Raw genomic sequence first — 21,076 nt, forward strand, 5'->3', positions numbered from 1 at the left:
TTCAAGATGAGAATAGTTATTCAAAGAGTTTCTGAAGCTTCTGTAACCATTAATTCAAAAATTGTAGCACAAATTAATACAGGTTTATTGGTTTTGGTCGGAATTGAAGAAGAAGACACAACAGAAGATTGTAACTGGTTGGTTTCAAAAATTGTAAATCTTAGAATTTTTCCCGATGAAAATGAAGTAATGAATCTTGCTGTAAAAGATGTAGACGGCGATATTATTGTGGTGAGTCAATTTACACTACATGCATTAACTAAAAAAGGCAACAGGCCAAGTTATATCAAAGCTGCAAAACCAGAATTTGCCATTCCAATGTATGAAAAATTCGTAAAACAAGTTGAAACAGAATTAGGAAAAAAAATACAAACTGGTCAGTTTGGAGCCGATATGAAAGTAGCTTTAATTAATGACGGACCAGTTACCATAATTATAGATAGTAAAAATAGAGAATAAATGAGATTGTTTTTTTTAGTATTTTTTTTGGGAATTAATAGCGCATTTTGTCAAAATGTAAGGCTTCCAATTATCACTCAAGAACAAAAAGATAATGCAAACGCTATTAAAATTTCTCAAAGTTTAGTAGTTGATTACAAAAGTTTTGATAAGGTTAATGTTATCAATAAATATGCTGTTTTAGTATTTAACGAATCGGGTTATACTAATTTAGATATCTCCAAAAGCTATGATAAATCTAATAAAATAAAGAAACTTTCGACTACAATTTACAATCTTCAAGGCGGAAAAATAAAACAATTTAATAAATCCGACTTTAAAGACAGAAGTGTTACTGATGAAGTAAGTATATTTTCAGATGATAGGATTTTACAACTTGACTATACACCATTGTCATATCCTTTTATTTTAGAGTATGAATGCGAAACGGAAAGTATTAATACTGCTTTTTTGAAAAGTTGGTCGCCCATTTCAAGTTTGTATGAAACTGTATTAGAATCGAAATTGGAAATTATTAAAAATCCATTATGCCCTGTTAATGTTAAAACTCAAAAATTAGAAGAATACGGTGTTGAAAAAAACGAACTAGCTGATAAAATTATCTATTCTGTAAAAAATATTTTGGCAATTAAAGCTGAAAGTTATGCCGATTATTCTAGAGAATTTCCATCAGTAAAGATGTTTTTAAATAAAGCATCTCTAGAAGGACATAGTTTTGATATGTCTTCTTGGAAAGAATTTGGTAAAAAATATTATGAATATTTTATTCTAAATAATAGTACTATTTCAGAAGAAACAAAGCAAAAATTAGATAAAATCATTTCGCCTAATGATAAGAAATTAGATGTTCTAAAAAAGGTTTATAAATATGTTCAAGACAATACAAGGTACATAAGTGTTCAAGTTGGAGTTGGTGGTTGGAAGCCTATGGAAGTATCTGATGTAGAGAAATATGGCTATGGGGATTGTAAAGCATTAAGTAATTATACACGAGCAATTCTTAAAGCTTACAATGTTGATTCGTATTACACTCTTCTATACGGAGGCAATAAAATGAGCTTTGAAGAAGATATAGTAGCAAAACAAAGTAATCATGTCATTTTAACTGTTCCTGATAATGATAGTTATATTTTCCTAGAATGTACTAGTCAAACGAATCCGTTTGGATACCAAGGAGAGTTTACCTCAAACCGAAATGCTTTTCTTCTTAAACCAGATGGTGGAGAAGTAATTAAAACGAATTTTTATAAAGCAGAAGACAATACTCAAATTACCAAATCGAAAATTTTTCTTTCAGAAAATGGTAGTATTTTGGGCGATGTAGAAATTGTTTCTAAATTAACACAATATGATAATGTAGCCCATTTAGAACTTAGAAATCCAAAACAAAAATTGGATTATTATATAAATCATTTCGGACATTTAAATAACTTAGAGATTTCCAATTTGAATTTAATTAATAACAAAGAAGATTTTTCTTTTACAGAGAAATTTAGTTTTAAAGCTCAAAACTATTACGAAAACGGCTTAAATTCGATTATATTACCTTTGAATGTTTTCAATAGATTTGAAAGTATTCCTGCCAAACAAAGAAATAAAAGGTTTTCATTTGAAATTGATTATGGATTTACAGATACCGATGAACTTGAAATTTTATTACCAAATAATACAACGGTAACTCAATTACCAGAAAAAATTGATTTAGTTGAAAAATTTGGAGAATATCATTCTGAAGTATTATTAGAAAATAATAAATTGATTTATAAAAGAAAATTAATAATGAAAGATGGTGTGTTTGCTAAAGAAGATTTCGAATCATTCAGAAAGTTTAGAGAGCAAATCAATAAATTAGAAAATGTTAAAGTAATAATAGATAAATTATAAGTATGAATAAGTTTAAATTATTTTTTTTAAGTGTGTTATTTCCAATTTTGATATATTCTCAAAAATATGAATTAGGAGAAGTAAGCGTGGATGAGTTACTAGAAAAAACTCATAAAAACGATACTTCAGCCGTAGCCTGTAAGTTATTTGAAATAGGAAAAACATATTTTACTTATAAATCGAATTCAGGCTTTTCATTGGTAACTGAAGTAAATGTAAAAATTAAAATATATAAAAAGGAAGGATTAGAATGGGCGAATAAAGTTGTAAATCATAGTATTGGAGATGTTGAGGAAAAAGTAATGTTTTCTAAAGCTGTAACTTATAATTTAGAAAATGGTAAAATTGTAAAAACTAAGGCGTCTTCAGAGTCTGAGTTTAAAGAAAAAATAAATGAATATTGGGGATCTAGAAAACTTGTTATGCCTAATGTTAAAGTAGGTTCAATTGTAGAATACAAATATGAATTAACCTCACCTTACATCTATAAAATGGATCAATGGAAATTTCAAGATAAAATTCCTGTGAACTACTCAGAATTTACTAATTCTATTCCAGAATATTTATTTTATAACACCTATACAAGAGGTTTTTATTTCATACAAAATGATTCAGAAATCAAGCAAAAGACTCTAAGTTATACTACAAATGTTGGTTTAGCAAGTATGAGTTTTAACGAAACGATAAATAAATATTTCTTAAAAGATTTACCTGCAATTAAAGAAGAATCATATTCAAATAGTATGGAAAATTATATCTCAAGTATTGAGTTCGAATTGGCATCAACAAGATTTCCAAATGATGGTCTAAAACAATTTACGGAATCTTGGGAAAGTGTAGCGGAATCCATAAATAAAAATAAATATTTTGGAGAAGAGTTAAATAAAACTGAGTATTTTGAAGAAGATTTAAAAAGACTAATTGGAAATAAACAACTTAATGAAAAAGAAAAAATTGCACTTGTCTTTGAGTTTGTGAAAAATAGATATGTTTGGAATAAGAATAATTCTATTTATACTGATAAAGGTGTAAAAAAAGCTTATCAAGAAAAAACAGGAAATGTTGCTGAAATTAATTTTACTTTAATTGCTATGTTAAGAAAATTAGGGATAAGTGCTAGCCCTATTTTAATTTCTACTAGAAATAAACCAATTAATTTATACCCAAGTAAAGCAGCGTACAACTATGTAATTTGTGGTGTTGAATTTTTAAATGATATCATATTTTTAGATGCAACAGATAAATATGCTGCCATGGATGTATTGCCTCTTAGAGCATTAAATGAAAATGGTAGAATTATTAGAAGTACAGGTTCTAATGCAAATATTATAATAACTCCAGATAAAGCTGCTACCAACATCATTACAATTGAAACCAAAATATCAGAAGATTCAAAACTTTTTGGAAAAATAACGGAAAACCTCTCTAAGAATTTAGGATTAAATTTTAGAATTAAATATAATGAAATGTCTCTAGACTCATATTTAGATAATGTTGAAAAAAAGGTGCCAGGATTAGAAATCTCAAATTATTCTGTTAAAAATAAAGACAAAGTTGAAGAGCCAATTATAGAAGAATATGACTATGTATATAATTCAGATATTGAAATTGTAAGTGGAAAAATGTACATAAAACCATTAATGTTTTTTGGATTAAAAGAGAATCCGTTTAAAGAAGAGTCTAGAACATTGCCAATAGATTTTGTATATCCATTTAATGAATCGTATAATGTAGTTTTTGAAATCCCGAAAGGATATGTCGTTGAGCAATTGCCAAAACAAATCAAATTAGCAACGGAAGAAAATGAACTTGCTTTTTCATATCTTTATGAGGTTAAGGGTAATACAATAGTTTTTAATGTGAAATTTGATGTTAATTTAGCTCTTTTTCCAAGTGATTACTATGACGTTATACGACCTGTTTTTAATGATGTTTTCCTAAAAATGAATGAGAAAATAGTTTTGAAAAAACAATAATCTATGAGTAATCTTAATCTTAAAAAAGCCCTTTTAGAGTTTTTATTTAACGGTACAATTTGTACGGTTTTAATATATTATTTGCAATTTCACGATTGGAATAAATCCTTGAAATTTGGACTCGTTTTCGGATTGGTTATGGCTATTTTATATACTTTTATTTTACCTAAATTCAAAAAGAAGTAATCTAGATTGCTTCATAAATTCGCAATGACATGAACATACAAAACGCACAACTTGAAGTTGATAATTGGATTAAAAATCACGGTGTTCGTTATTTTAACGAATTGACTAATATGGCACAACTAACTGAAGAAGTTGGTGAAGTAGCCCGAATTATTGCACGTCGCTACGGAGAACAATCTGAAAAGGAATCCGATAAAAATAAAGATTTAGGCGAAGAACTTGCCGATGTAGTTTTTGTAGTTCTGTGTTTAGCCAATCAAACGGGTATTAATTTACAAGAAGCTTTCGATAAAAAATTAGATTTAAAAACCAATCGCGATCACGACCGCCATAAAAATAACGAAAAGCTAAAATAGAATGAACTGGATTTTACTTTTAATCGCAGGTTTATTTGAAGTGGGTTTTGCTACTTGTTTAGGTAAAGCCAAAGAAACTTCAGGAACAACTGCCTGGCTTTGGTATGGCGGTTTTTTGATTTGCTTAACCATTAGCATGCTTTTATTAGTGAAAGTCACCAAAGTTTTACCGATAGGAACAGCTTATGCAGTTTGGACAGGCATCGGTGCAGTTGGAAGTACGATAATTGGTATTTTAGTTTTTAATGAACCCGCAACTTTTTGGAGAATTTTCTTTCTCTTTACTCTAATTTCTTCACTTGTAGGCCTAAAATTTGTTTCTAACTGATGAATCTTTATTTAACAAAATCCGAAATCAAAAATCCGAAATCAAAAATCAATATAACGGGTTCTAAATCGGAAACCAATCGTTTGTTGTTGTTACAGGCTTTATATTCAAATTTGGTTTTAGAAAATGCTTCTAATTCAGATGATTCGGAAGTGATGTTAGAAGTATTAAAAAACTTCCAACTTCCAACTTCCAACTCGCAACTTTTCGATATTCATCACGCAGGAACAGCCATGCGTTTTCTTACCGCTTATTTCGCTATTCAAGAAGGAAAAGAAGTCGTTTTAACAGGTTCTTCCCGAATGAAAGAACGCCCGATTCAAATTTTAGTTACAGCCTTAAAGGCATTGGGTGCTACCATTTCTTATGAAGAAAAAGAAGGTTTTCCACCTATTAAAATCATTGGAAAAAACTTAAATCAATTTAAAGTTACCTTGCCTGCAAATATCAGTAGTCAATATATTTCTGCTTTGTTGTTAATTGCTCCTAAATTAGAACAAGGATTAGAAGTGACTTTAGAAGGTGAAATCACTTCCATTCCTTACATTAAAATGACTTTAGCGTTATTAAACGAAATAGGAGTACAAACTGCTTTTGAAAGTAATGTTATAAAAGTAGACAAACTTAAAACCTTAAACTCCAATGTTATTACTGTAGAAAGTGATTGGTCTTCCGCTTCTTATTGGTACTCTATTGTTGCTTTGTCTGAAATTGGTACAGAAATTAAGTTATCTAGTTTTAAAGAAAATAGTTTACAAGGTGATGCTGTTTTAGTTGAAATATATAAACATTTTGGAGTAGCAACTACTTTTGAAAATAGTAGTATCCTATTGACGAAAATTGAAAATTCTAACCTTCCAGTTACTATTGAGCTAGATTTAAAAAATGCTCCTGATATAGCACAGACCATTGCGGTTACTTGTTTCGGTTCAGGGTTAGCTTGTCATTTAACAGGTTTGCATACACTAAAAATAAAAGAAACAGATAGGTTAGAAGCTTTGAAAACCGAGTTGACAAAACTTGGTGCAATTATTTCTGTAACAAATGATTCCTTAACACTTCAACCAGCTGAAAAAATTAATGAAAACGTAAGCATTGTTACGTATCAAGATCACAGAATGGCGATGGCATTTGCTCCTTTAGCGTTAAAAGTTCCGATTGTTATTGAAAATGCTGAAGTGGTTTCCAAATCGTATCCAACTTTTTGGGAAGATTTAAAGTGTGTAGGATTTTTATTTGATTAGATTTGTAAAGTAACATTTTGTTAAATGCGCGAAATTTTAATCAACGATTTAAAAATTTCAGTATCTTGTAACAAATTATTTCAATGAAGAAATTTTACTTCGTTTTATTATTAGGATTTATCCAATTTGGTTATTCTCAATTGTCTAATTTTAGTTTGCAAGTTACTGCAACAAATGAAACTTGTTCAGGAAATGGAACACTAAGTTTTACGGTTTCTAATACAACTGTTGGCGCTTCAATAGTGTATAATGTTTTCTTATTGCCAAATACTACAACTCCTATTGGGATAACTTCTAATGCGACTTTAACAGGACTAAACGCAGGAAATTACTTAGTGACAGCCTCCCAAACGCTTGGCTCAGAGACCAATTCGCAACAGCAAAATATTAGTATTTTAAATCAAATACAAAATTTAAGTTTTGAGATTGCTCATCAAAAAGTAAAATGTGGTAACGATGGGGTTTTAATAGCAAATGTAACAACAGGAAATCCTGTAAGTTATGAATTGTTGACAGGTCCGGTTACAATGCCTGCACAAAGTTCAAATGTTTTTTCTGGGTTACCTGCAGGGAATTATTCCATTCGTGTTTTTGATACTTGTGGGAATGCTGTGGTAAATAGCTTTACACTTATTCAAAGTTACACACCACTATTAATTTATTCTGCTAATGAAACAGATTTAACCTGTAATACAGTTAAATTAAATGCCATTACAAATTACTCTAACGGAAATATTGCTTACCCATTAAATATAGAATTTAAGGTATATCCTCCAAATAATGCGCCACCGTTATTTTTCTCTCAAACTTTAACCTCTTACAGTAATCAAGGAATATCTCAAGTCATTCCAAGATTTGATGGCAATCATTCTTACGATGTTAAAATTGTTGACGCTTGCGGTAATACGACAACTTTAAATGATAATTTTATTTTTATTAATTTTAGTTTTGCTGTAATTACTTTACAAGGTTGTTCTCCAAAAATTAATATTTCAACAAGTAATGCAACATTTCCCTTTATGGTAGAATTTTTAATTTCACCATCTAATTACAATCCAACAGTGTTAAACTCAGGTTTTCCGGGACCATATTTTACTCCAGATATTGATTTGAATGTTGTTGTTGGAAATTATTCTGTAAAATTAACGGATGCATGTGGGAAAACACATGTAGTAAATTTTCAAGTCGCACCAGTTGAAACACCAGTAGTAGGTTCTGTATCCAATAATGGTTGTGGAGGAATTTCTTTTTCTATTGATGAAATTCATGAAGTTACAATTCAGAGTGTAACTCTAGTCTCGGCACCAGCAACTTACACTGGAACTTTACCAGAAAATTTATCAGCATATATAAATCTTTCGGGTTATAATTGGACACAAATTGGCTTTCCTCAAGGCGTTTATTTGTTTCATATTTTAGATTCTTGTAGTGTTTTGCACATTAGAAGCATAACCGTTTTACCTGCACAACCTGCAAATGTAAATTATGTAAATTATCCAGAATGTAATCCTGAAAATATTTCTGTTTATGTATTTTATTCTTCTACTACTATCGGTAACGTAACCATTTTGAATGCACCAACAAGTTTTCCTTTTCCTTTACCTTATGTGGTTACAAATACAAGTAACAATGCTTTTAGTTTAGTAAACGTTCCTGTTGGAAGTTATACGATACAAATGACTTCATTATGCGGAAATATACAATCAAATGTTGTGAATTTTGTTGGTTATGTTGACACTAGCACTTCCATAGAAATTGAACAGTTTTGTAGTTCTTTCAATTTGAAATTTACCCAGCAAGGAAACGCAATTTCACCAAGTTATGGGCTTCAAAAATTAAATGAAACTACCGGAAATTGGGAACATCCAGAAACTGGTTTGCAAATTATAAATAATCAAATTAATTCTGCAAATTTTTATACAATCGTACCTAATCAATGGAATGTTAATTTAATATTTTCAGGGAAATTCAGAATTTTAGAAGCCTATTCCACTTTTAGTTCACAAACTTGTGTGCAATCCATTCAAGAATTTGAAATTTTTAGTCATCCTCAAGTTCTTAATCATGATGTTATAAACTGTGGAAGCGGTACTTCAGTTTTGCAATTAAATGCGATAGGAATAGGACAATTAAATTATAAAATTACAGAGAAAAATAATTTACCATTTATAGTGAATAACGGCACGAGTAATGTTTTTGCTAATTTGCAACCTGCGATTTATAATTTTCAAATTGAGGATTCTTGTGGTAACATTTTGAATCACCAAATTGAAATTAATACTAGTTTTCCAATTCAAGTTATTCCTAACTTATGTGAAAATCAGTTGTCTAATTTGTCAGCTGATACCTATTCTTTTCTACAGTACGAATGGTGGAAAGCAGGCGCACCTTCCACAATTTTAAGTACAACAAGTGTTTTAACTTTTAATCCGTTTGTCTCTTCAATACATAGTGGATTGTACTATTTAAGAATCACTCACATTGGAAATCCTACTTCTTGCTTAAATGGCGTTTTAACTTACACAATTTCTTCACAAGCACTACCTTTAGCTGGTTCAGATAATATGGTTAATTTATGTGGTTTACAAAATGTTATCAACTTGAATTCTTATTTGTCTGGTACATTTGATTCTAACGGAAATTGGGAAGATGTAAGCACTTCTAATAGTATACCAAATGGCATTTGGAATGCTACTGCGGTTTCATATGGGATGTATCAGTTTAAATATATTGTAACCGGACATTGTTCCAGTGTAGACGAAGCGATTATTACCATTCAAATTAATGAAATGCCAGTTTTAAATTCTTTACCAACATTATATACTATTTGTAAAGAGGGAGATTTAGAAATCAATTCAGGAGTCAATAATACTAATTATACTTATCAATGGACGGGACCAAATAACTTTTCTTCAACAAATGCTATTTTGCAATTTGCTTCGATTCAGAACAGTGCAAATGGTCAGTATTCTTTAATTATTACGAATAATAATTGTGTTTCGGATCCTTATCATTTTATGATAGAAGTAATTAGTTTACCCGAATTTACGATTAGTGAAACTTGTGAAAACAATATTAAAACATTAACAGCTATTCCAATAAACGAATCGTTTGATACAACAATAAATTTCAACTGGGTGGGTCCAAATAGTTATACAAACATGAATAATCCCATTTCAATTCCTTCTGGTAATATTGGGCAATATACTTTAACAATTGAAAAAAACAATTGTGAAATTTTTAAAGAAATTACAGTTTCTTCTACAGCTTGTGAAATTCCAAAAGGTATTTCTCCAAATGGAGATGGCTTAAATGAATTTTTTGATTTATCTGGTTTTGATGTGAAGACAATCAAGATTTATAATAGATATGGTTTGGAAGTATATGCCAAACAAGGATATATAAATGAATGGTATGGACAAGCAAATAACGGTAATTTATTGCCAGATGCTACTTATTTTTATGTATTAACACTCAATTCAGGTGAAGCCAAAACGGGTTGGGTATACCTGTTAAGATAAACCATTTACACATCATCTTCTAAATACATTTTTCGTACCCGTTTGAATAATTCACTAGAATATACAAAGTCGGTAACCGCTGCATTATCAGTTTTGAAAATTTCTTTATTGCTGCCTTCCCATTCTAATAACCCGTTTTTTAAGAATACAATTTTTTCGCCAATTTCCATTACGGAATTCATGTCGTGAGTATTTATTACTGTAGTAATATTATATTCTTTAGTAATTTCTTGAATTAAATTATCAATTACAATGGCTGTTTTCGGATCTAAACCCGAATTAGGTTCATCGCAAAATAAATATTTCGGATTGTTTACAATGGCTCTTGCAATGGCTACTCGTTTTTGCATTCCACCAGAAATTTCTGAAGGTTTTTTATGATTGGCGTTAATTAAATTTACTCGGTCAATTACAAAATTCACACGTTCTTTAATTTCTGCGGCTGTTTTATTAGTAAACATTTTTAAAGGAAAACCGATATTTTCTTCCACGGTCATGCTGTCGAATAATGCACTGCCTTGAAATACCATTCCAATTTCTGTACGAATATCACGTTTTTCGTCTTTATTCATGTCTTCGTAAATTCTTCCGTCAAAAGCAATATGACCACTATCTACATGATGAACACCTAATAAAGATTTTAAAAAAACTGTTTTTCCTGAACCGCTTTGTCCAATTACTAAACTAGTTTTTCCAGCTTCAAAACTCGTAGAGATCCCTTTTAAAACCATTTGGTCTCCAAAGCTTTTTTTAATGTCGTGTACTTCAATCATTAGCTTAAAAGTAATTGGGTTAAAATATAATTCATCAAAATAATGACTACCGATGTCCAAACAAAAGAAACCGTACTGGCTTTACCCACTTCTAAGGCGCCACCTTTCATAAAGAAACCATGAAACGAGGGAATAGTTGCTAATAAAAAGGCAAAGACTAAAGTTTTTATAAATGCATAGGCGATATGAAAAGGGATAAATTCATTTTGTAAACCCGTAATGAATTCTTGGCTTGTAGTAAAACCACCATAAACTCCAGCCAAATACCCACCAAAAATACCCAAGAACATAGAAATTCCAATGACAAAAGGATATAAACTTGCAGCAATCATTTTTGGAAAAACCAGATAATTAAGAGCATTTACACCCATAACTTCTAAGGCTTCAATTTGCTCCGTAACACGCATAGAACCAATACTTGATGTAATAAAGGAGCCCATTTTTCCTGCCATAATGATAGAAATAAAGGTTGGTGCAAATTCTAATACTATCGATTGACGTGTAGCAAAACCAATTAAATATTTTGGAATTAATGGGTTGGTTAAATTCAATGCGGTTTGAATGGCTACAACTCCACCTACGAAAAACGAAATGAAACATACAATTCCAAGTGAATCGATAATTAAATCGTCAATTTCTTTCAAGATAAGTTGTTTCATCACGCTCCATTTTACAGGCCGATTGAAAACGTCTTTCAGCATAATGAAATAGCGACCTATTTGCGATAAATATCTTACGAGCATCATAGTTTAAAAATATCTGCTAAAATAAGAATAAGTTTGTTTTAAATGTATTAATGATGAATTAAAATATTTTAGTCTGAATTTAATTGCATTTTTTTTTTTTTTAAATTGTATATTTGATTTTTAAAATAAGTAAAATGAAAAAGATTATACCACTAATTTTATTCTTTGTTTTCAAATTAGGTTATTCACAGGTAATAAGCCCAACAGAAATTGATGAATCATATAATTATAAGGCAAATGTTTTTATAAACACAATGTCAAGTCCAGTAATTCTCCAAGATGGTAAAATTTTAACTGTTTTCAATGGTACAATAAATAATGTTAGTCATGCAAATTGTCTTGTAAGATTGAATGCTGATTTGTCATTAGATGAATCATTTCCAGTAGGTAAATTTACTGGACTTAATAGTCTTCCATCTATTTTAAAGCAACCTGATGGTAAAATATTACTTAGTATTAATGCAACATCTTCGACGTCCACTGCTGTAAAATACAATGATACTGTAATTCATGACGGTATCTTTAATAGGTATTTTTTGATCAGATTGAATCAAGATGGGACATTAGATAATACTTTTTTTTCTTACAATATAGGAAATTCAATTTTAAAATTTAAAATATTAACTGATGGTAAAATTTTGGTGCATAAGGCAAATGAAATATTAATTATGCTTGATGCTAATGGAAATTTTATTAATACTCCCTTGTCTGGAAATTACTATGTAGATAATTTTTTTCAATTATCTAATGGAAGAATATTTATTGTTTATGGAAGTTCTAGTAGTTATTATATTAGAGAAATGAACAATAATGGTCAAATTGCCACTAATTTTCAAATGGTATCTTTAACTTCTACATATCAACATGATATTTATGGTCCTATTTCAGATATACAAATGCAATCAGATGGTAAGTTAATCATAGCAGGTAGATTTAGTCATATAAATAATGAGCCAAGAGAATATCTTGCAAGATTAAATATAAATGGTGCGCTTGATAACTCATTTGCTTTAAGTCCATCAGGTATGCAAAGTGGACTTAATGCAAATCTTCAATACACACAAATTAAATCAATTTCTATTCAGCCTAATAATAAGATATTAATAGTTGGTAATTTTAGTTCTTATAATGGTATTAGTTCAAAAGGGTTAATAAGATTTAATTCAGACGCTAGTATAGATTCATCGCTTGATATGAGTTTTGGATTTGATGTTCAATATAATAGTCCTAGTAAAGTTATATCTTTATCAGATGAGCAAATGTTAATTTGGAGTGCTGTTAAATTTAAAGAATATTCTACACCTGGTGTTTTTAAACTTGATGGTTTAGGTAATTTAATGAATCTGCCAAGCTTTAACCATCAAACTAAGAAAGTTATATATGATTCAAATCAAAATATATTATTAGTTGGGAATACCACATATGCTAGTCAAAGAGGTTTAAAGTTAAATGATGCGAATGGTAATATTATAGATAATTTAAATTTAAGATTAGGTTTTAATTCAAATGGGAATAGTTTTTATCCAGATTTATCATGTAATGATGCAATAATTCAACCTGATGGTAAAATTTTAGTTTGTGGTTTATTTCAAAAATACAATGAGAATCCAGCTAATAAAATAATTAGATTAAATCAAGATTATAGTATTGATTCTACTTTTTTGATAAATGGATTCAACAATAATAATGTGGTAATTAATAATTTAGCGCTACAAGCTGATGGGAAAATATTTGTGACAGGTGATTTAGGCGATTCCTACAACGGAAACTCAATTACAAGTAAATTAATCAGACTAAATGCAGATGGTACTTTAGATTCAAGTTTTACAATGCAAGTGAATCAGCCAGTAGGAAAAATGTTTATACAATCAAATGGCAAGGTAATACTACCAAGTACTAATGGGTTAGTTAGAGTTAATTTAGATGGAACAATAGATAATACTTTTACTTCAACTCCTTTAACAAATGTCTTGTTATTATTAGAGGATGACAAACTATTGGTTAGATCAAATAATCAGATTTTAAGATTAAGCGCAGATGGAACTCCTGATTTAAATTTTGTTCCTATTCCAATTGTTGGTACTTATGATTTTGCAATCTGTATTCAGCCTGATGGGAGAATCCTAAAAAGTGAACAAACATATAGTGGTCAAGCTTATGTATACAAAATTGTTAGATATAATATTGATTCATCTAAAGATTTAGCTTTTCAATCTGGTTTTTTCAATAGTAATATAAATCATATATCTATTGACTCGTATGGGAGAATTTTTGTAGCTGGAAGTTTTACTCGATATAATGGGGCTTGGTGTAATGGTACGATGAGATTATTGGGTGGTGAGGCTTATTTAGTAAACGGAACCAATAGGTTAGATTCCAATAATAATGGTTGTGATTTAAGTGATTATTTGTATCCATTTTTAAAGTTTAATGTTAGTTATAATGGAATTTTAAATGATTATATTTCAAATTCTTCAGGGAATTATGCAATCCCATTTGCAGTAGGAACTCATACTATAACTCCAACAATAGAAAACCCTGGTTATTTTAATATTATTCCTTCGAGTATTTCTGTTAACTTTCCAAATGAACCAAGTCCATATCTTCAAAATTTTTGTATTACACCAAACGGCAATCATGCTGATTTAGAAATTGTAATTTTTCCAACAACACCAGCAAGACCTGGTTTTAATGGAAGTTACAAGATTGTTTATAAGAACAAAGGAAATCAAATGCAATCAGGTACAGTTTCTTTATTATTTGATGATGCAGTTTTAGATTTTGTTTCTTCTATACCATATCGAACTAGTTTAGTTGGAAATACTATTACTTGGAATTTTAGTAATTTAGCTCCAATGGAAAAAAGAGAGATTACATTAACTTTTAATGCAAATTCTCCAATGGAAAGTCCATCATTAAATGGAGGAGATGTTTTAAGTTTTTCTGCAAGTATTTCATCATCTTTGGTAGACGAAAATCCTAATGATAATGTTTTTGATTTCAATCAAACAGTTGTGAATTCGTATGATCCTAATGATAAAACTTGCTTACAAGGTGAAAATGTTACTTCTGAAATTATTGGAAATTATGTTCATTATGTAATTCGTTTTGAAAATACAGGAACTTATAATGCACAGAATATTTCAATTACGGATTATATTGATACAAGTAAATTTGATATTTCAACATTAATTCCTTTGACAGGTAGTCATTTGTTTGTTACAAAAATATCTGAAGGTAATAAAGTAGAGTTTTATTTTGAAAATATTAATCTACCTTTTCAAGATGCTACTAATGATGGGTTTGTCGCTTTTAAAATAAAAACAAAACCTAACCTTACAGTTGGAGATTCATTTAGTAATTCCGCTAATATTTATTTTGATTACAATTATCCTATAATTACAAATGAATTTGTGTCTACAATTCAAGCTTTAAGTTCTGAGAATTTTGATTTTAAAAATTACTTTACTGTTTATCCTAATCCTTCAGATGATATTTTAAATATTAGTAAAAATGATAATATTTTAATTAACAATATTGCAATCTATAACGTTTTAGGACAACTTGTAATTTCGATACCTAATGCAGAAAGTGTACAAAATATTGATGTGTCAAAATTAATTGAAGGACAGTATTTTATAGTTGTTAAGACTGAGAAAGGAATTTCTAATACTAAGTTTATTAAGATGTAACAAATCTTTAAAAAAATAAAGCTCATTTTATGAGCTTTATTTTTTTAAAACAACTTCGCTTTCATTTTTTTCCAACGATAGTTTCGTATCCATTTGGCTTGTTCAGGAGTAACAAATAATGATTTTCCTGAAGATTTGGCTTTCCAAAACCCCATGATATAATCGATAAATAAGAAAGGTTTTCCTTTTCTGCTGGCTAGTTTTAAAGAAGCAACTGCTGTTATAAAAAAACCATAGCCTAAGCTATAAAACGCTTCACCTTGTTTGTAACGTGCGGCTTTGTTATAACTGGCACCAGTTGGTTTTAAATGTTTTACCTGTAAACTTTCATCTGTAACTACTTTCCAATTGTAAAATTTACAAAGTAATTCGTCTACAGTATCCCAACCCATAGCAGGTTTTAAGCCTCCAATTTGTTGGTAGGTTGCTTTTCTGTAAGCTTTCAAAGCACCACGAATATGGTCTTTATCTGTTAGGTTTTCTAAAACCCAATCACCATTTTTTTCAATGTAGCAAAAACCACCAGCCATTCCGATTTTGTCATCTGATTGGAAATGTTTGATAATCGTTTCGAAATATTTTTTTGGAAAAATTAAATCGGCATCCACTTTTACAATGATATCATACTTATCATCAATGTGTTTTTCACCTTCTTGAAACGCTTGAATTACCTTGCTTCCTGGAAGATGAATCGCATCCGATTTTTTATTCACTAATGTTATAAACGGGAATTTTTCAGAAAAAGAAGTTACAATTTCAGTCGTGCTATCTGTAGAATTATCATTCACCACTACAATTTTTGTTGGTAAAACAGTTTGTTCTACTAGCGATTGTAAAGTTAAGCTTATAAAAGCTTCTTCATTGTATGCTGGAATGATAATGTAGTAAGCCCCCCAGCCCCCGAAGGGGGAGTTGGAAGTATTTTGTGTTGATTTTATTTTGTTCATTATAAAACTTTTTTTGCGTTTTATATTCCCCTTTTGGGGGTTAAGGGGCTTCGTTCTGCGTAAACTAAATAATATCTAGGAGTAAACCATCTCAATAACGGTCGAAAACCAATTTTTTTAACGGGATGTGTAAATTTCACGCTATCGATAATTTTGAAGCCTGTTTTTTCTAATAACCAGTCCAATTGCCAATCTTCAAATTCGTGGTAATGTCTGTCCCATTTGTCGGTTTTACTTCTGTAAGCCGATGAAAACCATAAGCGTAATGGGATAGAAATCAAAACTTTATCACATTTTACGTTTTCTAAAACGGTATATGGATTTAACAAATGTTCGAAAATTTCAAATCCTGTAAACACATCATAATTTTCTTCGCGTAAAGCGTTCTGATTTGTATCTAAATCTTCCCCTTTCGTATTAATTACTTTATAGTTGTTTTCTAACATAATTTTAGAAAACGGATTCGGAACACCTAAATCAAAAATCGTTTCAGAAGTTGAGATGTGTTTTTTTAAAAAATCTAAAGTAATGTTGAAGCGCTTGCTAGGATATGTTTTTTCGTACATTTCTTATTTTAAATTTATTTGTGCAAATATAATTAAATAGTTGTATTTTTGATTTCTATACACACATCAATTTCTTCAAACTATTAATTATGAAATATTTCTTTTTCTCATTATTTATAAGCTTTTTGTCTTTTTCTCAAAATAAGACCGTTATTAAATGCGGAAAATTAGCAGATGTAAAAACGGGTAAGGTGCTTGAAAATCAAACGATAGTTATTCTGAACAATACTATTGAAAAGATAGTTTCAGGCGATTATAAACTGCATGAAACTGATGTTTATTACGATTTGTCGAAATTTACTGTAATGCCTGGTTTGATTGATATGCATGTTCATGTAGAGCATCAAACTAATGCTAAGCAATATTTAGAAGAGTTCACTTTAAACGAAGCTGATGTAGCCTTTAGAGCAGTTGGTTATGTAAAAACAACTTTAAATAGTGGTTTTACTTCAGTACGTGATTTAGGTGGAACTGGTGTGAATATTTCTTTAAGAAATGCAATTGATAGTGGTTTAATTGAAGGTCCGCGTATTTTTACAGCAGGTAAATCGATTGCTTCAACGGGCGGACATGCTGACCCTACAAATGGATATAGAAAAGACTTGATGGGAAATCCTGGTCCAGATGCTGGTGTAGCTAATGGATTAGATGAATGTATTAAAGCGGTAAGACAACGTTACAAAGATGGAGCAGATTGTATTAAAATTACAGCTTCTGGTGGTGTTTTAAGTGTGGCAAGAAGTGGCGAAAATTCGCAATTTACGATTGAAGAAATCAAGAAAATTGTAGAAACTGCGAAAGATTATGGTTTTAAAGTGGCTGCACATTGTCATGGTGAAGAAGCGATGAAAAGAGCGGTTTTAGGTGGTGTGCATTCTATTGAACACGGTACATATATGAGTGAAGAAGTCATGCAATTAATGAAAGATCGTGGCACGTATTTGGTACCAACAATTGCTGCAGGAAAAGCGGTTGGAGCTTTCGCTAAGAAACCAAATTATTATCCAGACGTAGTAGTGCCAAAGGCTTTAGCTATTGGTCCGAAAATACAAGGTACTTTTGCAAAAGCCTATAAATTTGGCGTAAAAATTGCTTTTGGAACCGACGCCGGCGTATACGAACATGGGGAAAATTGGAAAGAATTTGTATACATGAACGAAGTAGGCATGCCGTTTATGGAAATTTTAAAAACAGCAACAATGAATGCCGCAGATTTATTAGGGCAAGCTGATAAATTAGGGAGTTTAGAAGCAGGGAAATTAGCAGATATTATTGCGGTTGATGGCAATCCTGAAAAAGATATTAATGCGATGGGTAAAGTGGTTTTTGTTATGAAAGGTGGTAAAGTATTTAAAATATTAAGTAAGTGATATTTTTAATGTAACACGAGTTCCAATTACATTTCTGTTTGTGTCATGTAAATCTTCATAAACTAAAGCATCATTTATGTTTTCGTTATCGTTAATTATTTGTAAACGCTGTGCTACTGATGTTGTAGAAAACGATTTATGATTGTTTTTATATTTAATTTCTTCTGATTTTTTTCTGCCTATTCCATTGTCTTCTATTGTACATAACAAAAACGTTTCGTTAGCATTTAAGTCAAAATGAATAACTAATTTTTTTAAACCTTTTTTGTGTAACAATCCGTGTTTGATGCTGTTTTCTACAAATGGTTGAATTAACATAGGTGGTAATTCGATGTATTGGTCGTCAATGTTTTCGTTTACATGAATTGCATATTCAAAATCGGTTTCGAAACGCATTTTTTCCAATTCTAAATATTTAGTTAAAACATCTACTTCTACTTCTAAAGGAATTTTCTTTTTACCCGAAATCGTTAATATTTGTCGGGTTAAGGTTGTGAAATTTCCCATTTGTTCGTTAGCCACTAATTTATCGCCAAACATAAATTGTTCTTGTATAGAGTTTAATGCATTAAAAATAAAATGCGGATTCATTTGGCTTTTTAAGGCTTTTAACTCACTTTCAGAAGCTTTTCTTTCGGCTGTAGTTTTTGCAATTTCAGACTTTAGTATTTCGTTTTGTTTATTGATTTTATATCTTTTAAAAAGTAAGTAACTAGAAATAATGACAGAAAATATTATTAAAATTAACAAATAAACTGTAAATTTTTGCTTTTTGTTTTCGAGTTCCGAGATTTTTTTTGCTTGGGAAAGTTGCTTTATTTCTGCTTCTCTTTTTTCGGTTTCGTATTTAAAAATATTTTTTATGGCAGAATTTTTAGTGTTTACAGCGTTTAAACTATCATTCATATTCAGTTCGATGACTGCAAAATCTAACGCATTAGATTTCTTATTCATTGCGATATAAATAGATTTTAAATTTTTTGCAGCGCTCATTATCAGTTCTGTGTTTTCCAATAATTGGGCCTTTTTGTAAGCCTGTAAACCAATTTTTTCGGCTGTTTGGTAGTCTTTTCTTTGTATTAAAATTTCTACAAATCTTAACAATGATTTTGTGTAGGCGGGTTCTTTTAAACTTTTCTCTCTAATATCTAGTTCTAGTTTAGAGTATTTAAAAGAATTTTCTATTTGTTTTTGGGTTAAATAATATTTTGCTAAAAGACCATAATTTGCAGCAATTGTATTAGTTGAATTTATTTTTTTTGAAAGTTCTATAGATTTTGAAGTGTAGGTAAATAAGTTTTTAAAATCTTTTAAAGCATTATATGTTGAAGCTATCGAAAAATAAGTTAAAGCTAACGACTCTTTATCGTCTATTTCTTTAAAATAGGATGCTAGCTCATAAGAATATTGTAACGCTTTTTGATTTTCGTTTTGGCTTTTTAATACTTTAACTATATGTTCCAGTGATCGTATTTTCGATTGTTTACTTTTTATAGAATCGGATATTTTTAACGATTTAACTAAATATTTTATTGCTTTTTCTTCGGAACCATTTTCTGCGTATTGGTAACCTAAATCGGCATAAATATTTGCAACACCTGCATAATTATTCGTTTCTTTGTATAATTTTAAAGCTTTATTGCTGTATTCAATATATTTTTGAGGTTCACCTTTTTTTACAAAAATAATACCAATATTAGATAAAGTATTGGCCATAGAATTGTTTTTTCCTGCTTTTTTATAAAACCAAATTGCTTTTTTGTAATATAAAATAGCAAATTCATAGTTGTCTTTACTTCCATAATAAAAGCCTATGTTGTTGAAATATGTGCCGATATAATAGTAATATTTTTTTTTGAGTTCGTTTGAAATCCTCAAGTTTATTTTTTTAAATGCAATATTATACATATCAGTATTATATTTCATCCAAATATTTTCATCATTTTCCAGTTCGACATATAAACTCAAACGGCTACATTGTAAAGTATCTTGTAATTTATAATTTTTAATTACTTGTAATAAACTATCTTTATTTTGACTAAATATAAAACAAGTAAAAAAAAGAAATAGAACATATTTTTTTTTCATTTACACACTAATTTTACCAATAAATTCATCAAAACCATTTTTCTTTTCACGAGCAACGGGTATTACTTTATTATTTTCAACCACTAAAGTTGCGCCATCTTTTTTACTGTATTTGGAAATTTTCTGTATGTTTACTAAAAAAGAACGATGGACTCTGTAAAAACGATTATCGTTGTTTAATAAATCATCAAACTCTTTAATTTTTTTGCAAACTAAATAGTTTCCTTTTGTAGTAATTACTTGCGTGTATGAGCCATCAGCTTCAAAATAAAGTAAATCGTCTATTTTTATAAATTGTAATCCGTCAGAAAGTGGTAAGCCAATTTTTTGTAAATGTTGTACCGATAAATTTTCTTTTAAAATAGAAACTTGCTCAATAATTTTATTTTGCCCGCGGGTTTTTATTGCTTTTTCAATTGCTGCTTGTACTTTGCTAACGCTTATTGGTTTTAAAATATAATCAATAGCCGAAACTTCAAAAGCCTGCAAGGCATATTCTGAATAAGCGGTACAAAAAATAGTTTCAAAAGGCGGAATATTAAAATAATCAAATAATTTAAAACCATTTTCGTTAGGCATTTCGATGTCTAGAAAAACTATTTCAGGTTTTTGTTTATTAATAATTTTTATTGCTTCGTTTACACTTTGAGCTTCTTCAATTTGATTTATTCCTTTGCAATATTCTGAAATTATATTTCTTAGAATAGAACGTGCTTTGGGTTCGTCGTCTATAATTAAAATTTTCATGTATTGTGTTTTTCCAAAAATAATAAAATTTTTTCACTTCAAAATTTAGAATTAATACGGTTTATGAAGTCAAAACAACCATTTATAGTAACTATCCTGAAAATTGGATTTGTAAAAGCAAAATTGTATTAAAATCCAATAATCTATTTATAAAGTTAAATCGACTGTTTATGAATTCATATAGTATAATAAA

16 protein-coding genes are annotated in these 21,076 nt (G+C 29.6%); 10 read left to right on the plus strand and 6 right to left on the minus strand.

What is annotated here, in order from left to right; all coding sequences use genetic code 11:
• Window positions 1–6 precede the first annotated feature (6 nt).
• From dtd to G4D72_RS01310, 8 genes are all read left to right on the plus strand, one after another.
• Window positions 7–459 carry a D-aminoacyl-tRNA deacylase gene (gene dtd / locus G4D72_RS01275; RefSeq protein ID WP_166075771.1) on the plus strand — a complete coding sequence of 151 codons (453 nt, stop codon included), beginning with the start codon at window positions 7–9 and terminating at the stop codon, window positions 457–459.
• Window positions 460–2,343: a DUF3857 domain-containing protein gene (locus G4D72_RS01280; RefSeq protein ID WP_166075772.1), complete on the plus strand. Its 1,884-nt coding sequence runs from the start codon at window positions 460–462 to the stop codon at window positions 2,341–2,343.
• Window positions 2,344–2,345: 2 nt separating this feature from the next.
• On the plus strand, window positions 2,346–4,319 hold the full coding sequence (locus G4D72_RS01285) for a DUF3857 domain-containing protein (protein ID WP_166075773.1): 1,974 nt from the start codon (window positions 2,346–2,348) through the stop codon (window positions 4,317–4,319).
• A 3-nt stretch (window positions 4,320–4,322) separates the two neighbouring features.
• On the plus strand, window positions 4,323–4,505 hold the full coding sequence (locus G4D72_RS01290) for a hypothetical protein (protein WP_166075774.1): 183 nt from the start codon (window positions 4,323–4,325) through the stop codon (window positions 4,503–4,505).
• 29 nt (window positions 4,506–4,534) lie between these two features.
• Window positions 4,535–4,861: a nucleotide pyrophosphohydrolase gene (locus G4D72_RS01295; RefSeq protein WP_166075775.1), complete on the plus strand. Its 327-nt coding sequence runs from the start codon at window positions 4,535–4,537 to the stop codon at window positions 4,859–4,861.
• A 1-nt stretch (window position 4,862) separates the two neighbouring features.
• Entirely contained in the window at window positions 4,863–5,189 is a 327-nt protein-coding gene (locus G4D72_RS01300; RefSeq protein ID WP_166075776.1) for a DMT family transporter, read from the plus strand.
• Window positions 5,189–6,433: a 3-phosphoshikimate 1-carboxyvinyltransferase gene (gene aroA / locus G4D72_RS01305; RefSeq protein ID WP_166075777.1), complete on the plus strand. Its 1,245-nt coding sequence runs from the start codon at window positions 5,189–5,191 to the stop codon at window positions 6,431–6,433. Before G4D72_RS01300 ends, aroA begins: the two co-directional genes overlap by 1 nt.
• Before the next feature lie 83 nt (window positions 6,434–6,516).
• A complete protein-coding gene (locus G4D72_RS01310; protein ID WP_166075778.1) occupies window positions 6,517–9,954 on the plus strand; it encodes a gliding motility-associated C-terminal domain-containing protein in 3,438 nt (1,145 codons plus the stop codon).
• A gap of 5 nt (window positions 9,955–9,959) precedes the next feature.
• Here the strand turns inward: G4D72_RS01310 and G4D72_RS01315 are convergent, their stop codons facing one another.
• Window positions 9,960–10,727, minus strand: coding sequence for an ABC transporter ATP-binding protein (locus G4D72_RS01315; protein WP_166075779.1), 768 nt, complete (start codon window positions 10,725–10,727; stop codon window positions 9,960–9,962).
• A complete protein-coding gene (locus G4D72_RS01320) occupies window positions 10,727–11,473 on the minus strand; it encodes an MlaE family ABC transporter permease (RefSeq protein ID WP_166075780.1) in 747 nt (248 codons plus the stop codon). Before G4D72_RS01320 ends, G4D72_RS01315 begins: the two co-directional genes overlap by 1 nt.
• 134 nt (window positions 11,474–11,607) lie before the next feature.
• Here G4D72_RS01320 and G4D72_RS01325 point away from each other — a divergent pair, with 134 nt between their 5' ends.
• A complete protein-coding gene (locus G4D72_RS01325) occupies window positions 11,608–15,165 on the plus strand; it encodes a DUF7619 domain-containing protein (protein ID WP_166075781.1) in 3,558 nt (1,185 codons plus the stop codon).
• A gap of 44 nt (window positions 15,166–15,209) precedes the next feature.
• Here G4D72_RS01325 and G4D72_RS01330 read toward each other — a convergent pair whose 3' ends face one another.
• The gene (locus tag G4D72_RS01330) at window positions 15,210–16,112 is read right to left on the minus strand and encodes a glycosyltransferase (RefSeq protein WP_166075782.1); all 903 of its coding nucleotides are present in this window, start codon (window positions 16,110–16,112) and stop codon (window positions 15,210–15,212) included.
• 20 nt (window positions 16,113–16,132) lie between these two features.
• Window positions 16,133–16,678, minus strand: coding sequence for a methyltransferase (locus G4D72_RS01335; protein WP_166075783.1), 546 nt, complete (start codon window positions 16,676–16,678; stop codon window positions 16,133–16,135).
• 89 nt (window positions 16,679–16,767) lie between these two features.
• Here G4D72_RS01335 and G4D72_RS01340 point away from each other — a divergent pair, with 89 nt between their 5' ends.
• Window positions 16,768–18,048, plus strand: coding sequence for a metal-dependent hydrolase family protein (locus tag G4D72_RS01340; RefSeq protein ID WP_166075784.1), 1,281 nt, complete (start codon window positions 16,768–16,770; stop codon window positions 18,046–18,048).
• Here G4D72_RS01340 and G4D72_RS01345 read toward each other — a convergent pair.
• Both G4D72_RS01345 and G4D72_RS01350 read right to left on the minus strand, forming a co-directional pair.
• Complete coding sequence (locus G4D72_RS01345) at window positions 18,037–20,136, minus strand: tetratricopeptide repeat-containing sensor histidine kinase (RefSeq protein WP_166075786.1); 2,100 nt, start codon at window positions 20,134–20,136, stop codon at window positions 18,037–18,039. The genes G4D72_RS01340 and G4D72_RS01345 overlap by 12 nt on opposite strands.
• The gene (locus G4D72_RS01350; protein ID WP_166075787.1) at window positions 20,137–20,883 is read right to left on the minus strand and encodes a LytR/AlgR family response regulator transcription factor; all 747 of its coding nucleotides are present in this window, start codon (window positions 20,881–20,883) and stop codon (window positions 20,137–20,139) included.
• Window positions 20,884–21,076 lie beyond the last annotated feature (193 nt).

The sequence above is a fragment of the Flavobacterium difficile genome (assembly GCF_011392115.1).
In the GTDB taxonomy this organism is placed as follows: Bacteria; Bacteroidota; Bacteroidia; order Flavobacteriales; family Flavobacteriaceae; genus Flavobacterium; species Flavobacterium difficile.